At 72.5% G+C, this 12,963-nt stretch carries 10 protein-coding genes; 6 read left to right on the forward strand and 4 right to left on the reverse strand.

The window, feature by feature from the left end:
• Positions 1–6: 6 nt before the first annotated feature.
• From ACLJPY_RS27100 to ACLJPY_RS27115, 4 genes are read left to right on the forward strand one after another with little or no spacing between them, the layout of a single operon-like run.
• Positions 7–675, forward strand: a complete 669-nt coding sequence (locus tag ACLJPY_RS27100) for a TetR/AcrR family transcriptional regulator (RefSeq protein ID WP_410592592.1) — start codon at positions 7–9, stop codon at positions 673–675.
• Positions 666–2,399, forward strand: a complete 1,734-nt coding sequence (locus ACLJPY_RS27105) for an ABC transporter ATP-binding protein (RefSeq protein WP_410592593.1) — start codon at positions 666–668, stop codon at positions 2,397–2,399. The genes ACLJPY_RS27100 and ACLJPY_RS27105 overlap by 10 nt, the downstream gene beginning before the upstream one ends.
• Positions 2,396–4,408, forward strand: coding sequence for an ABC transporter ATP-binding protein (locus tag ACLJPY_RS27110; RefSeq protein ID WP_410592595.1), 2,013 nt, complete (start codon positions 2,396–2,398; stop codon positions 4,406–4,408). The genes ACLJPY_RS27105 and ACLJPY_RS27110 overlap by 4 nt, the downstream gene beginning before the upstream one ends.
• 55 nt (positions 4,409–4,463) lie before the next feature.
• A complete protein-coding gene (locus ACLJPY_RS27115; protein WP_410592596.1) occupies positions 4,464–5,531 on the forward strand; it encodes a DNA polymerase ligase N-terminal domain-containing protein in 1,068 nt (355 codons plus the stop codon).
• Positions 5,532–5,607: 76 nt separating this feature from the next.
• Here ACLJPY_RS27115 and ACLJPY_RS27120 read toward each other — a convergent pair whose 3' ends face one another.
• The gene (locus tag ACLJPY_RS27120; protein ID WP_410592597.1) at positions 5,608–6,681 is read right to left on the reverse strand and encodes a hypothetical protein; all 1,074 of its coding nucleotides are present in this window, start codon (positions 6,679–6,681) and stop codon (positions 5,608–5,610) included.
• 244 nt (positions 6,682–6,925) lie between these two features.
• Here ACLJPY_RS27120 and ACLJPY_RS27125 point away from each other — a divergent pair, with 244 nt between their 5' ends.
• The gene (locus ACLJPY_RS27125) at positions 6,926–7,129 is read left to right on the forward strand and encodes a hypothetical protein (protein WP_410592599.1); all 204 of its coding nucleotides are present in this window, start codon (positions 6,926–6,928) and stop codon (positions 7,127–7,129) included.
• A 151-nt stretch (positions 7,130–7,280) separates the two neighbouring features.
• Here ACLJPY_RS27125 and ACLJPY_RS27130 read toward each other — a convergent pair whose 3' ends face one another.
• The 3 genes from ACLJPY_RS27130 to ACLJPY_RS27140 form a co-directional block, all read right to left on the reverse strand.
• Positions 7,281–7,790 carry a hypothetical protein gene (locus ACLJPY_RS27130; protein WP_410592600.1) on the reverse strand — a complete coding sequence of 170 codons (510 nt, stop codon included), beginning with the start codon at positions 7,788–7,790 and terminating at the stop codon, positions 7,281–7,283.
• A gap of 101 nt (positions 7,791–7,891) precedes the next feature.
• Positions 7,892–10,846 carry a BTAD domain-containing putative transcriptional regulator gene (locus tag ACLJPY_RS27135; RefSeq protein ID WP_410592602.1) on the reverse strand — a complete coding sequence of 985 codons (2,955 nt, stop codon included), beginning with the start codon at positions 10,844–10,846 and terminating at the stop codon, positions 7,892–7,894.
• 106 nt (positions 10,847–10,952) lie between these two features.
• Entirely contained in the window at positions 10,953–11,657 is a 705-nt protein-coding gene (locus ACLJPY_RS27140) for a DJ-1/PfpI family protein (protein WP_410592604.1), read from the reverse strand.
• Positions 11,658–11,755: 98 nt separating this feature from the next.
• Here ACLJPY_RS27140 and ACLJPY_RS27145 point away from each other — a divergent pair, with 98 nt between their 5' ends.
• Entirely contained in the window at positions 11,756–12,733 is a 978-nt protein-coding gene (locus ACLJPY_RS27145) for a GlxA family transcriptional regulator (RefSeq protein ID WP_410592606.1), read from the forward strand.
• Positions 12,734–12,963: the final 230 nt, after the last annotated feature.

Below are 12,963 nucleotides of genomic sequence, written 5' to 3' on the forward strand. Positions count from 1 at the left end.
CTGCACATGCCGCCGGAAGTACCACCGAAGCTGACCTTGCGCGAGCGGAAGAAGCGCGAGGCCCGCCGGGCCCTCGCCCAGGCCGCGCTCCGGCTCACGCTGGAGCGGGGGCTGGAGAACGTCCGGGTGGAGGACATCGCCACCGAGGTGGGGGTCTCGCCCCGCACATTCAACAACTACTTCTCCAGCAAGGAGCAGGCGGTCTGCGCGGTCGTCGCGGACCGGCACGAGGGGATGCGCGAGGCCCTGCTCGCCCGGCCGGCGGACGAGCCGCTCTGGGACGCGGTCAAGCACGCGGTGCTCGAGCAATATTCGCGTGATGGCGAGCCCGATCGCGCGTATGTTGCGCGTATCCGGGAGCTGATGGGCCAGCTCGTGCTGCGGGGCGAATTCCTCAACGCCCACGCGGCGGTCGAGCGGGTCCTCGCCGAAACGATCGCGATGCGGGTGGGCGGTGTGGACCACCTGCTGTGCCGGCTGATGGCCTCCTCGGTGGAAAGCGCCGTCCGCGTCGCCTTCGTCAACTGGTTCACCGAAGGCGAACCGCTCCTGCCGACCCTGGAGCGGCTGCTGGACGAGCTGGCCGCCGGGATGCCGACCCTGTCCGGCAGCACGGCCCGAACACCCGACCCGAACACCACCACCACCGCACTGGGGGAATCGTTGTGCTCGTGAAGCTCCTGCGCAGCCACCTGCGCCCGTACCGGGGCACGTTGTGGGTGATCGTCGCGCTCCAACTGGTGCAGACGATCGCCATGCTCTACCTGCCGACGCTGAACGCCGACATCGTCGACAACGGCCTGATCAAGGGCGACATGCCCTACATCCTGCGGATCGGCGCGGTGATGCTCGCCGTCACGCTGGCCCAGATCGCCGGCTCGATCGGCGCGGTCTACTTCGGCGCCCGCACGGCGATGGCGATCGGCCGGGACATCCGCGCCGGTGTCTTCCACCGGGTGCAGGACTTCTCGGCCCGGGAAGTCGGCCAGTTCGGCACGCCGTCGCTGATCACCCGCACCACCAACGACGTCCAGCAGGTCCAGATGCTGGTCCTGATGACGCTGACGCTGATGGTGTCCGCGCCGATCATGTGCGTCGGCGGGATCATCCTGGCGCTGAACCTCGACGTGCCGCTGTCGTCGCTGCTGCTGGTCATCGTGCCGGTCCTGGCGGTCGCGGTCGGCACGGTCATCGCCAAGATGCGCCCGGCCTTCCGGCTGATGCAGGTGCGGATCGACCGGATCAACCAGATCCTGCGGGAGCAGATCATGGGCATCCGGGTCATCCGCGCCTTCGTGCGGGACACCCGGGAGCGCCGGCGCTTCGACGTCGCCAACGACGAGCTGCTCACCGTGTCGCTGCGGGTCGGGCGGCTGATGGCGCTGATGTTCCCGATCGTGATGCTGGTGATGAACGCCTCCAGCGTCGCGGTGCTGTGGTTCGGCGGGCAGCGCATCGACTCCGGCAGCATGCAGATCGGGGCCATGACGGCGTTCCTGTCCTACCTGCTGCAGATCCTGATGGCCGTCATGATGGCCACGTTCATGTTCATGATGGTGCCGCGCGCGGAGGTCAGCGCCGAGCGGATCAGCGAGGTGCTCGACACGGAGTCGAGCGTGCGCCCGCCGGTGTCGCCGATCCGCCCGGGCGCGGTGCACGGGCACCTCGAGCTCGCGAACGTCGAGTTCCGCTACCCCGGCGCGGAAAAGCCGGTGCTGTGCGACATTTCGCTGATCGGGCGGCCGGGTGAGACCACGGCCGTGATCGGGTCGACCGGTACCGGCAAGACCACGCTGCTCAACCTGATCCCGCGGCTGATGGACGCGACCGCCGGCACGGTGAAGGTCGACGGCGTCGACGTCCGCGACCTCGATCCGGCGGTGCTCGCCCGCGCGGTCGGGCTGGTGCCGCAGAAGCCGTACCTGTTCGCCGGCACGGTGGCGAGCAACCTGCGCTACGGCAACCCGGACGCGACCGACGAAGAGCTGTGGCACGCGCTGGAGGTGGCGCAGGGCAAGGACTTCGTCGAAGCGATGGCCGAGGGTCTCGACGCGCCGATCGCCCAGGGCGGCACGAACGTCTCGGGCGGCCAGCGCCAGCGGCTCGCGATCGCCCGGATGCTGGTGCACAAACCGGAGATCTACCTGTTCGACGACTCGTTCTCGGCGCTCGACTACGCGACCGACGCGGCCCTGCGCCGCGCGCTGGTGGCGGAGACGAAGGACGCGACGGTGGTCATCGTCGCCCAGCGGGTCAGCACCATCCGCGGGGCCGACCGGATCATCGTCCTCGACGAAGGCCGCGTCGTCGGTACCGGCACCCACCACGAACTCATGGACGGCAACGAAACCTACCGGGAGATCGTGCTGTCCCAGCTGACCGAGCAGGAGGCGGCGTGAGCACCACGGAGACGCCCAAGGCCGCCGTCACCGACGCCGGCGAACGCCCGACCGCGCAGCGGCACCGCAACACCGGGACCGCGGCCGGCGGCCCGGCGGCCCGCTGGATGAGCGGCGGCGCGCCGGCGGAGAAGGCCCTGGACTTCAAGGGCTCCCTGAAACGGCTGCTGCGGCTGCTCCGGCCGCAGCGGGTGGCCCTGATCGGCGTCTTCGTGCTCGGCGCGGCCAGCGTGACGCTGACCGTGATCGGGCCGAAGATCCTCGGGCAGGCCACCGACGCCATCCTCGCCGGCGTGCTCGGCAAGCAGGTGCCGCCCGGGGTCACGAAGGAGCAGATCGTCGCCGGGCTGCGGGCCCGCGGCGACGGCACGCTCGCCGACATCTACAGCCGGGTCGACCTCGTGCCCGGCGTCGGGATCGACTTCGACAAGGTCGGGCAGATCCTGCTGACCGTGCTGGCGCTGTTCGTCGTTTCGTCGTTCTTCGGCCTGATCCAGGCCCGGCTGACGACGACGCTGGTGCAGCACGCGGTGTACCGGCTGCGGCAGGAGGTCGAGGACAAGTTCGCCCGGCTGCCGCTGAAGTACTTCGACCGCCAGCCGCGCGGCGAGGTGCTTTCCCGCGTCACCAACGACATCGACAACCTGGCGCAGTCGCTGCAGCAGACGCTCTCGCAGATCGTGTCGTCGCTGCTGACGGTGGTCGGCGTGCTGATCATGATGTTCCTGATCTCGCCGCTGCTGGCGCTGATCGCGCTGCTGACCGTGCCGTTGTCGGCGGTCGTGGCGGCGAAGGTCGGGAAGCGGGCGCAGCCGAACTTCATCAAGCAGTGGTCGACGACCGGCAAGCTCAACGCGCACGTCGAGGAGATGTACACCGGGCACTCGCTGGTCAAGGTGTTCGGCCGCCGCGACGAGTCCGCGGCGATCTTCGACAAGCAGAACGAGACGCTGTACCAGGCGAGTTTCCAGGCCCAGTTCATCTCCGGGATGATCCAGCCGGCGATGATGTTCATCGGCAACCTCAGCTACGTGCTGGTGGCGGTGATCGGCGCGCTGCGCGTGGCGTCGGGCAGCCTGACGCTCGGCGAGGTGCAGGCGTTCATCCAGTATTCGCGCCAGTTCAGCCAGCCGGTGACGCAGATCGCCAGCATGGCGAACCTGCTGCAGTCCGGGGTCGCCTCGGCCGAGCGGGTGTTCGCGCTGCTCGACGCCGAGGAGCAGGCCCCGGAGCCGGCTTCGCCGGAGCGGCCCGCGGAGATCCGCGGGCGGGTCGAGTTCCAGGACGTCTCGTTCCGCTACCTGCCCGAGAAGCCGCTGATCGAGGACCTTTCGCTGACCGTCGAACCCGGTCAGACGGTGGCGATCGTCGGCCCGACCGGGGCCGGGAAGACGACGCTGGTCAATCTGCTGATGCGGTTCTACGAGCTCGACGGCGGCCGGATCACGCTCGACGGCGTCGACATCGCGAAGATGAACCGCGAAGAGCTGCGCGACCAGACCGGCATGGTGCTGCAGGACGCGTGGCTGTTCGGCGGCACGATCGCGGAGAACATCGCCTACGGCGCGGACGACCCGAGCCGCGAGGAGATCGTCGAGGCGGCCCAGGCGACATACGTGGACCGCTTCGTGCGGACGCTGCCGGACGGCTACGACACGGTGCTCGACGACGAGGGCGGCACGGTCAGCGCGGGTGAGAAGCAGCTGATCACGGTGGCGCGGGCGTTCCTGGCCAAGCCGGTGATCCTCATCCTCGACGAGGCGACCAGCTCGGTCGACACCCGCACCGAGGTGCTCATCCAGCGGGCGATGAACGAGCTGCGCAGCGGCCGCACGAGCTTCGTGATCGCGCACCGGCTCTCGACGATCCGCGACGCGGACGTGATCCTGGTGATGGAGCAGGGCCGCATCGTCGAGCAGGGCGATCACGAAACGCTGCTGCACAGCGGGGGTGCGTACTCGCGGCTGTACGCGGCGCAGTTCGCCGAAGCGATGGCGGAAACCGACTGACGCCGGGCCCCGGTACCCTGGACGCTCCGGGAGCGGAAGGGGTACTGGGGCACCCATGGCGGACAAACTCGAGGAGTACCGCGGCAAACGGGCGCGCGACCGCACCTCGGAGCCGTGGCCGGACGGCCCGCCCGTGCCCGGCGGGAACGACCTCTTCGTCATCCAGGAGCACCACGCCACCCGGCTGCATTGGGACTTCCGCCTGGAGCGCGACGGCGTGCTCGTGTCGTGGGCGGTGCCGAAGGGCCTGCCGCTGTCACCCGGGGTGCCCCGGCTCGCCGTGCACACCGAAGACCACCCCATGGAGTACCTGACGTTCTCCGGCGAGATCCCCGCGGGCGAGTACGGCGGCGGCCGGATGACCGTGTGGGACACCGGGAAGTACGAAACCCTGCACTGGAACGACCACAAGGTCGAGGTGGTCTTCCACGGCGAACGCGCGCGCGGCAAGTACCTGTTCACCAACCGGCACGACGAAGACGGCCGGGACTGGACGCTGCGGCGCCTCGACCCGGCCGAACCCGGCCACGAAGACGCACCGGAGTTCCTCGAGCCGATGACGCCGGTCCCGGGCGACCTGCCGCCGGACGACGACGAGTGGGCCTACGAGTTCGCCTGGGGCGGCCTGCGCACGATGCTGCTGGTCTGCGGCGGCCGCGTCACCGCGCACGACGAAACCGGCGCCGACGTGACCGGCCGCTACCCCGAACTCCACAAGCTGGGCGAGCAGCTCGGGTCGACGGAAGTGCTGCTGGACGGCGAAGTCGTCGTGGTGAAGGACGGCAAGCCGTACCCGGAGGGCCTGGCGGAACGCCGCCGGGCCGACGGCGCGGCCGCCAAGCGGCTCAAGGCGAGCTGCCCGGTCTTCTACTTCGCGGCCGACCTCCTGCACCTGGATGGCCGGCCGACGCTGGACCTGCCGTACACGAAACGCCGGGAACTGCTGGACGGCTTGGCGGTCGAGGACCGCCACTGGCAGGTACCGCGGTACTACCTGGGCGGCGGCGAGGCGGTCGCGGGCGCCAGCCGCCAGCACGGCCTCCCGGGCGTCATCGCGAAGCGCGCCGACAGCCCGTACCGGCCGGGCGGCGGTCCGGGCGACTGGCTGCTCATCGAAAACTGAGCGACCAGAGCACGAGCCTGCGTGCCGGAGCCTTTCGCGGCCCACAGCCGGTGGCAGTTCCTGCTCCGGCCGGCGGTCAGGCCTTGTCCGGTGGCTCCTCGCGGGCATACGTCAGCGAAACCTCGGGTTCGTCCGGATCCGCGGGTTCGTTCTGGAGCAGCAGCATCAGCTTCGCGTTCCGGCGACGCTCCTGGTGCGTGGTCCGCGGCCGGGTCAGTCCGAGGTGCCGGTACAACGCGAACCGGTCGAGGTCGATGATCGTCGACACCGCGGTCATGAACTCGTCGGCCGCCGAGACCGCCGCGCGGTAGGCGACGTAGGCGAGCGCGTAAGGGATGAGTGCCAGCAAGAGCCAGAACCCGTCCGTGAGCATGGCCGACAACGTCATCGCGGTGGCCAGCAGCGACACCGAGCACAGCCGGACGGCGAGGTCGAGCTGCTCCCGCGAGTCCTGCAGGTACGCCACGTGGCTCTCCGGCGCGATGAGCGCGAGGTGTGGTGCCACGGTGATCGCGTCCAGCCCGTACTGACGCCCCGCCCGGTCCTCGACGGCCCGCAGGGCGTTCCCGAGCCGCGTCGGCATCATGCGGGCCCGTCCCGGGAACCGTTTCGTCGCCTTGAAGTAGATGTCCTCGGCGACCGCGTGCGACAACGCTTCGTCGTCCGCTTCCCCGGCGAGGTACTCGGCCCGCTCGCGCTGCCATTCGCCGGTACTGAGATCGCCGGCTCGTTCGCCGAGGTGGTCGTCCAGCTTGAACTGGAGGCTGTCCTGGTGCTCCTCCAGCCGGTCTTCGATCTTCTGCGCTTTGGCCCGGTAGTGCGCGGTGCGCAGCTTCACGGCGGCCCGCGCGAGCCGCGACGGGCCCCAGTACCCCTCGAGCAGTTGCACGGTCGGGAACTGGAGCGGGTGGATGAACAGGCCGACGAGCACGGTGGCGAGCACCAGCCAGGCGGCTCCGGCCAGTGACCAGTGGGCGAAGGCGTCGCGCAGCTCGCCGAGGCGCGGCTCGTGGGCCCAGGCGCCGCTCGCGTACAGCGCGTAGACCCACAGGGTGAAGTACAGCGCCGGCGCCACCGTGACCACGCTGAAGTTGCGGCCGATCCTGCCCGCGACACCGAGCGTCGCGTCAGGCAGTGAAGGCGTCGACATTCACTGCCTCTTCGTTTCCGCGTAGTCGAGCACCCTGCCGCACTGGCGGCAGTAGAACTTGCCCCGCTCCTGGCCGGCCCGGGTGACGATGGAGCTGTCGTACCGGCAGCGGCGAGGTTTTCTCCGGTGTTCCCCGGAGCCGGGAACGCGACGCGAGCCGCCTTGGGTCATGTCACCACCGCCTCCCCACCGGCCGGGCCCCATCATGGTAGGACTGTCGATCGTCCGAGTCGATGGGAGTTCGATGGGCACGCTGCGCCGGGCCGGCCGGTCGGTACTGGTCGTGGCGCTGCGACGGCCGTGGGTGCCGCCCGGTTTGGCGGTCACGACGATCGCGGTCGGTGGTCAGCTCGGCCGTGGCTGGCTGTACGCGGCCCTCGGCCTGGTGGTCGCCGGCGGGCTGGGGCTGGCCGGCGGGCTGTGGTGGCTGGGACGCGAGAGTTCGTGAGCCGGCGTCAGCGGGTCCACACCGCAGGTGTCATGGTCCGGAAGGCCGCGCTGTCCTCCGCGCCTTCGAGGGCGGCGCTTCCCGTGGGGCAGTGCGTGGGCGCAGCCCCACGGGGAGCCGCTGCGACTCCTGGAAACCGTGGAACTGCAGGTCAGCACCCGCAGGTGTAGTAGGTGATGTCCCAGTGGTTGCCTTCGTCGCAGTAGAGGTTGCCGGACGCCGCCTTCCACTGCGGGTAGCCGTCGCCGCGCAGGCCGATGTAGCCGAAGTTGTTCTTGATGTAGGCGTCGATGCAGCTGTTGTGCGCGATGTCCACCTTGTAGCCGTTGTAGTGGCTGTAGGTGCCCGACGCGTGGCCGACCTCGGTGCCGCCGGTGATGTTGATCGCGCAGCCGCTGGCCCGCTTCAGCGTGATGACGCCGTCGACCGTGCTCTGGTTGATCTGTTCGTAGGACGTGCACGTCGAGTTGGACCGCGTGGTGCAGCCGCCGCTCGACGAGTGCGTCACCCCGGCCGCGGACAGCTGCGACGCGGCCTGCGCCTGGGTGAGCTTGGTGACCTCGACGGTGGCCGACGCCGTGCCGATGGTGGCGAACACCGTCGTCGCCGCGGCCGCGGCCAGCCCCAGTGCCGCCCGCGCCAGCATCCGTTGTCCCGGCATGAGTTGCCTCCTCTTCTGCGACGATCCGGACGCCGGTGAGCCAAATCGGGACGGCCATAACTTCGCCAAACTCCGGCCGCCGCCCGCCGGGCCGGCTGCCGTCAGGTCCTGATCTTCGTCAAGACTTCACGAGTCCGGTCCCGGTCCGGGGATCCGCTCGTGACGGCGTCGAGTTCCCGCAGCGCGCGCAGCTCCCACAGCGGGAACCCGAGGTCCCGGAACAGGCCGGCCGAGGTGCGCAGCACCCGTTCCGCTTCGCCGCTGTCCCCCGCTTCGGCCTGCGTCCGCCCGAGGCTGAGCAGGGCGTACCCGGCGCCGCGGCGATCGCCCAGCTCCTGGAAGACGGCCAAGGCGAGCCGCAGGTGCCGCCGCGCGCCCGCCGAGTCGCCCGCGCGGTGGCGGGCCTCGGCGAGGCTGCGGTGGGTGTAGGCGGCGGCGTGGCGGTGCCCGATCTGCTCGAACAGCGCCAGCGACCGCGCCAGGAAGCGCTCTCCGTCGGCGACCTCCCCGGCTTCGGTGTGCAGGTCGCCGAGGCTGCGCAGGACGTGGGCTTCCCAGTGCCGCTCGCGGGTGCGGACGGCACCGCCGAGCGCGCCGGTGAGCAGGTCCGCCGCCTGGTCCCGGTCGCCGTGCCGGCGCAGGACGTCGGCGTAGCGCTTCGCGGCGTGGTCGTGCCCGCGGCTGTCGTCGCAGTGCCGGGCCAGCAGCATGCTCACTTCGAAGCTTTCGACCGCGCGCCGGACGTCGCCGACGTCCTCGGCCAGCGAGCCCAGCTGCGCCGCCGCGGCGGCCTGCCCGCGGTGGTCCCCGCACGCGCGCAGCAGGCCCATCGCCTCCCGCAGCTCGGCTTCGGCGGCCCGCGGGTCACCGCCGTCGAGGTGAACGTCGGCGAGCGCGGCCAGCACCGCGCCGGTGCCCCGCGCGTCGGCCAGGGCGCGGTAGCGGTGCTCGGCCAGAACGAAGCAGTTCTCCGCCCGCTGCCGGTGCCCGTGCTGCCAGTGCACGGCACCGAGGTGGTGGAGCTTCTCGGCCTCCGCCCGCGGGTCACCGCGGCGGCGGGCCGCGGCCAGCCCGAGCACCGAGACGGCGCGGGCGGCGTGGCCGAGCCACGGGGTGCCCGCCAGCGCGGTGCAGGCGTCGGCGAGCCGTTCGGTCAGCTCGTGCCAGCCGTGCGCGCCGGCCAGGCGGGCGGTGGCGGCGAGGTGCGCGGTTTCCGCGGCCGCCCAGCCCGCCGGGTCGGCGGTGATCCGCCGGGAGACCGCCGGATCCGGCTCGGGCAGGCCCGGTGCCGGGCGGCCGCGGGCGTGTTCGGCGTGCACCAGCGCGGCTTCGCACGCCCGGCGCAGCGCGGCCTCGTCGGTCTCCGCCGGGGTCTCCGCCAGGACCAGCCGCACGAACGGCGGCACCGCCCACCGCGGGCCCACCGGGTCGAGCAGGTGCGCGGCCGCCAGGTCGTCGAGCCGGTCGCGGGCTTCGCCGAGCGGCCGGTCGAGCAGGGCCGCGGCGCACCAGTCCGGGACGGTGGCGCCGAAGGCGGCGAGCAGCCGCAGCAGCGCCACGTCGGCGGCCGGGCGCTCCCGCAGCGCCGACGTCACCGCGGCGCGGACACCGAGGTCGCCCGCGGTCAGCTCGTCGAGCCGGCGGCGGTCGTCGGCGAGCCGCGCGACGAGGTCGCCGACGCACTGGTTCGGCCGGGCCGCGAGCTTCACCCCGGCGATCCGGACGGCCAGCGCGAGGCCACCGCAGTGCTCGAGAAGCCGTTGTACCGCTTCGGGTTCCGCCCGCAGCCGGGCCTCCCCCGCGATCGCCGCCAGCAATGTCCAGGCGTCCTCTGTGGACAGTGGCGGCACGGCGATCGCCCGCGCTCCGCACAGCCCCGGCAGTTCCCGGCGCGTGGTGACCAGCGTGGCGCAGCCGGGCCCGCTGGGCAGCAGGGCGCGCACCTGGGCCTCCGACGCGGCGTCCTCGAACAGCACCAGCAGCCGCCGGTCGGCGGTACAACTGCGCCACAGCCCGGCCAGCCCCGCGCGGTCGGCCAGTTCGGCCGGCGTCGCGCCGAGCCGGCGCAGGAACCCGGTCAGCACGGCCGCGGGTTCGGCGGGTGTCCCGTCCGGGGCGCGCAGTGCCGCGGTCAGCTGGCCGTCGGGGAACCGGCGGCGGGCGCGCCAGGCCGCCTGGACCGCCAGCGCCGACTTCCCGGCCCCGGCGGCGCCGTGCAGCACGACCGGGGCCGGCCCCCGCAGCGCCCGGGCGACGTCGGCGAGCTCGGCGGCCCGCCCGGTGAAGTCGGGCACCGCGGGCGGGAGCTCGGCGGGCGGCCCCGGCGTCGTCCACTCCGTGCCGGCGATGCGCCGGTACACCGCGACGAGGTCGGCACCCGGCCACACGCCCGCCTCGTCCCACAGCGCCCGCCGCGTCCGGCGGAGCACCTCCAGGGCCGATTCGCGGCGGCCGACGGCGCCGAGCGCGGCGGCGAGCCGGGCGGCGAACCGCTCGTCGGCGGGCCGCGCCGCGACCACCGGGTCGAGCCGTTCGACGACGGACCGGCCGTCGCCGTCGGCGAGTTCCAGCTCGACCAGCTGCAGCAGCGCCGCCGAGCGGCGGTCCTCCAGCCATAGCTTGTGCGCCTCCAGCAGCGGGCCGCCGGCGACGTCGGCGAAGGCGTCGCCCCGCCAGCACGCCAGGGCCCGTTCGAGCGCGCGGCGGCGCTGGGCCCGGTCGTCGGCCCCCGAGGCGAGCAGCGCCAGGAACTCGTCCGAGTCCAGCTCCCCCGGCTCGACGGCCAGCGCGTAGCCCCGCGGCCCCGAGCGCAGCCGCTGCCCGGCCTCGGCGGCCCCGAGGCCGGGCGAGAGCGTCTTGCGCAGCTTCGACACGGTGACCTGGACGACCGCCGCGGCGCTCGGCGGCGCGCCGTCCGGCCACAGTTCGTCGACCAGCGTGTCTCGGCCGACGAACCGGCCGGCGCGGGTGAGGAGGACGGCGAGCAGCCGCCGCGGCTGGGCCGCCGACGGCAACGGGACGGAGGCCGCCAACGGGCCGAGGACCTGGAACCGCACGGCTACCACACCCCACCCGCGAGATCACCTGATCGAGCGAGCCGAATCTAGCCGTCCGGCGCGCCGGCGGAACCCCGCTCACCCGGATGGCCGACGACGTTCGTCCTCACGCGTGCGCGAGCAGTTTCGCCAGCAGCTCCGGGTGCTGCGCCAGTCCCGCGCGCAGGGTGTGTTCGCGCAACGGCTTCAGGTCGCCGTACGGCTGGTTCGCCCAGTCCAGTGCGCCCTGCGGCGGCTCGGGGTCGTACTCGATGGCGAACTGGATGTTCGTCGCGACCTGCCGTCCGGCCAGCCGCTCGGCCAGGTGCAGCGCCAGGTCGATGCCCGCCGAGACGCCGGCCGCGGTGATCACCGGGCCGTCTTCGACCCACCGCCGGGCGACGGGGGTGGCGCCGAGGCCCGGCAGCAGGTCGCGGAACATCCAGTGCGTCGTCGCCTCCCGGCCCTGCAGCAGCCCGGCCGCGCCGAGGACGAGCGAGCCGGTGCACACGGAGGTCATGAGCTCGGCGTGGCCGGCCGCGGTGCGCAGCCAGGCGAGGAGGCGTTCGTCCGCCATCGCCTGCAGGGTCGGCACGGTGCCGCCGGGCACGAGCACCGCGAAGGGGGACGGCACCTCGTCGAACGTGTGGCTCGGGGCGATCCGCAGCGGCGTGTCGGTGCCGACGGTGTCCTTCGTGGCGCCGACGACGACGGTCCGGTAGCGCGCGTCCATCTGGGCGAGCGCGCCGAGGACTTGCAGCGGGCCGACGAGGTCCAGCGGGGTCAGGCCGGGGTAGACGACGAAGGCGATGGTCTTGGGGTCATCGGTCATGCCGCTCACGGTGGCTGCCGCACCGGACGCGGGCGACGCGGATGTCCGGATTCCTGCGAACCACGTCCGAGCGCCGGTCGGGCTGCTAGCGTTCGATCATGCCAGGCTCACCCAGACGGGTCGCGATCGTCGGTTACGCCGACGCCGAGCTGCTGGACATCGCCTGCCCCGCCGATGTGTTCGACGCCGCGAACCGGCTCGGCGCGCGCCCGCCGTACGAGCTGCAGCTGGCCTCGGTCGACGGCCACGGCATCCGCACCGGCTCCGGCCTGACGCTGCAGCCGCACCTGCGTCTGGACCAGGTCTCGGGCGACCTCGACACGCTGGTCGTCGCGGGCGGCTGGGGCAGCACGGCCGCGGCGGCCGACGAGCGCGTCCTGGCCCACGTCCGCCGGCTGGCCCGCACCAGCCGCCGCGTCGCGTCGGTGTGCACGGGCGCGGAGGTGCTCGCGGCGGCGGGGCTGCTCAACGGCCGCCGCGCGACGACGCACTGGCGGTACGCGGCCCGCCTGGCCCGGGACTACCCGTCGGTGACGGTGGACCCGGTCCCGCTGTACGTCCGCCACGGCAACGTCTACACGGCGGCGGGCGTCACGAGCGGGCTGGACCTGACGCTGTCGCTGGTGGAGGCCGACCACGGCCCGTCGCTGGCCCGCGAAGCCGCCCGCGCGCTGGTGACGTACCTGCAGCGGCCGGGCAACCAGGCCCAGGTCAGCCTCTTCCTGGCCGGGCCGCCGCCGGAGCACCGCGAGGTCCGCGACCTGACGGCGTACATCGCCGAGCACCTCGACGCCGACCTCGGCACCCCGGCCCTGGCGACCAGGGCCGGGATCAGCACCCGCCAGCTGACCCGGCTCTTCGACGCCCACCTGGGCACCACCCCGGGCCGCTACGTCCGCACGATCCGCACCGAACACGCGGCCCGCCTCCTGTCCGGAACGGATCTCCCGCTGGCGACGATCGCCCGCCGCTGCGGCTTCGGCTCGACGGAAACGCTGCGCCAGGCCTTCCTCGACCACTTCGACACCCCGCCGTCGGCCTACCGCAGGGTCCACGTCCGCCAGGCCTACGGCTGAAAGTCCGTGATGCCCCGGCAATCACGCGAGATACCCCTCCAATCACGCGAGATACGTCTCTGATCACGCGAGTTCCGGTTTCGATCACGCGAGTTCGGGGTTTGCTCGGGCGGGTTTCGCCGGGCCGGAGAGGCCGACACGCAGGATTGCGGGGACGACACGGCGCATCGGGACGAACCGGGCCGTCGGCGGCCCCTCGCGCGGGGTGCGGAAACCCGCTGTCAGGATGT

The organism is Amycolatopsis sp. lyj-23, from assembly GCF_046549135.1.
Classification (GTDB): Bacteria; Actinomycetota; Actinomycetes; order Mycobacteriales; family Pseudonocardiaceae; genus Amycolatopsis.

Coding starts and splice junctions, on each gene's coding strand:
- ACLJPY_RS27100 (WP_410592592.1), top strand. CDS start 7: ATGCCGCCGGAAGTACCACCGAAGCTGACCTTGCGCGAGCGGAAGAAG.
- ACLJPY_RS27115 (WP_410592596.1), top strand. CDS start 4,464: ATGGCGGACAAACTCGAGGAGTACCGCGGCAAACGGGCGCGCGACCGC.
- ACLJPY_RS27120 (WP_410592597.1), bottom strand. CDS start 6,681: ATGTCGACGCCTTCACTGCCTGACGCGACGCTCGGTGTCGCGGGCAGG.
- ACLJPY_RS27125 (WP_410592599.1), top strand. CDS start 6,926: ATGGGCACGCTGCGCCGGGCCGGCCGGTCGGTACTGGTCGTGGCGCTG.
- ACLJPY_RS27130 (WP_410592600.1), bottom strand. CDS start 7,790: ATGCCGGGACAACGGATGCTGGCGCGGGCGGCACTGGGGCTGGCCGCG.
- ACLJPY_RS27140 (WP_410592604.1), bottom strand. CDS start 11,657: ATGACCGATGACCCCAAGACCATCGCCTTCGTCGTCTACCCCGGCCTG.
- ACLJPY_RS27145 (WP_410592606.1), top strand. CDS start 11,756: ATGCCAGGCTCACCCAGACGGGTCGCGATCGTCGGTTACGCCGACGCC.